Below are 1,106 nucleotides of genomic sequence, written 5' to 3'. Positions count from 1 at the left end.
CCCGCCGTATTCCCGACGGCTTCGAGTTGTATGTCCGCGAGCTATTCGACCTGACGCCGGCCGAAGCCCGCCTGGCGACGGAACTGGCATCGGGACGCTCGCTGAAGGAGGTCGCGGCAGCGTCCAACATCACGGTAAAGACCGGCCGCACCTATCTCGAACGGATTTTCGCCAAGACCGGAACCCGCCAGCAAAGCCAGCTCGTGGCGTTGCTGAAGAACGTGGAGCTGCCCAACCGCGGCTGACAAGTGGGCGCATACACCTGTCGCTCAATGTCCAAATGCGGAGAAGCCGAGCGCCACCAGAGTTCCTCCCAATACGATGTCTGCATGCTTTCGAAAACGTGCGTAAAATCGCTGGGCGACCGGTTGGGAAATACAAAGGCCGAGAAGGCCAAACCAGGCGATGGCAATGGCAAAAACCAGCACAGCCAAGGATAGGTGCATTGCCCCGCGCGCATCCAAGTTCAGTGTGGAGGACGCGAAGAACAATGCGGTGGCAGGGTTTGCCACTGCCGTGACAAAGCCCAGCCGAAAGTATCGCGTGATTGGAACGGGCTTCGGCACGTCGAAGCCAACCTTGATCGACAGCGCCCGCCGCATCGACTTCCAACCGATGAAGACCAGCATTGCACCGTAGAGGCTGGCGGCCATCTGGTGTGCAAAGCCCCCTGACGGCAACGCTCCGGCGCCAGTCGCGACGATGGTCGCCAGCGAACTCGCGCCCAAGGCAACACCGGCGGCGGCAGACAGAGCCGTGGCGCGCGAAGCGGTTAGCGCGGCCTGCGTGACGACGGCGAAGTTGGCGCCGGGCAGCATTGCCACCAGCGCATAGGAAATGGCGAACGGAAGCAACCCCGCCACCACGGCGTGTCCGGTTTCGAACATCGACTTTCCCCGCATCGGCAGCGGCCCGCCGCCTCAAGGCGGGCCGCTGCAATCGAGGGCGGAACTTGCACGGAATGCTTTGCCTCCGACAGTCGGCATATGCCGACTGTCGGGTTCCAAAAACCAGGTTGCTACCTGCGCCCGGTGAGCGGTTCGGTGCTCTTGAGCAGCGCCACCAGTTCACTCTGCTGGCGGGTTTCGGTCTTGGCGAAAATCCGT

Annotated in this window: 2 protein-coding genes; one reads left to right on the top strand and one right to left on the bottom strand. The window is 62.5% G+C overall.

The features are described from left to right. A partial coding sequence (locus tag EN893_RS35135; RefSeq protein WP_245490969.1) for a LuxR C-terminal-related transcriptional regulator occupies nucleotides 1-245 on the top strand: 245 nt, incomplete at its 5' end. 24 nt (nucleotides 246-269) lie between these two features. Here the strand turns inward: EN893_RS35135 and EN893_RS35130 are convergent. Beyond that, entirely contained in the window at nucleotides 270-887 is a 618-nt protein-coding gene (locus EN893_RS35130) for a LysE family transporter (RefSeq protein WP_128362221.1), read from the bottom strand. Nucleotides 888-1,106 lie beyond the last annotated feature (219 nt).

Origin of the sequence: Mesorhizobium sp. M7A.F.Ca.CA.004.04.2.1 (assembly GCF_004022825.1) — a bacterium.
In the GTDB taxonomy this organism is placed as follows: domain Bacteria; phylum Pseudomonadota; class Alphaproteobacteria; order Rhizobiales; family Rhizobiaceae; genus Mesorhizobium.
Note: the sequence above shows the minus strand (reverse complement) of the source record. Positions and strands in the feature narration are given on the sequence as shown.

What these genes read in the sequence shown, in the direction of transcription:
- EN893_RS35130 (WP_128362221.1), bottom strand. Translation starts at nt 887, where the DNA reads ATGTTCGAAACCGGACACGCCGTGGTGGCGGGGTTGCTTCCGTTCGCC.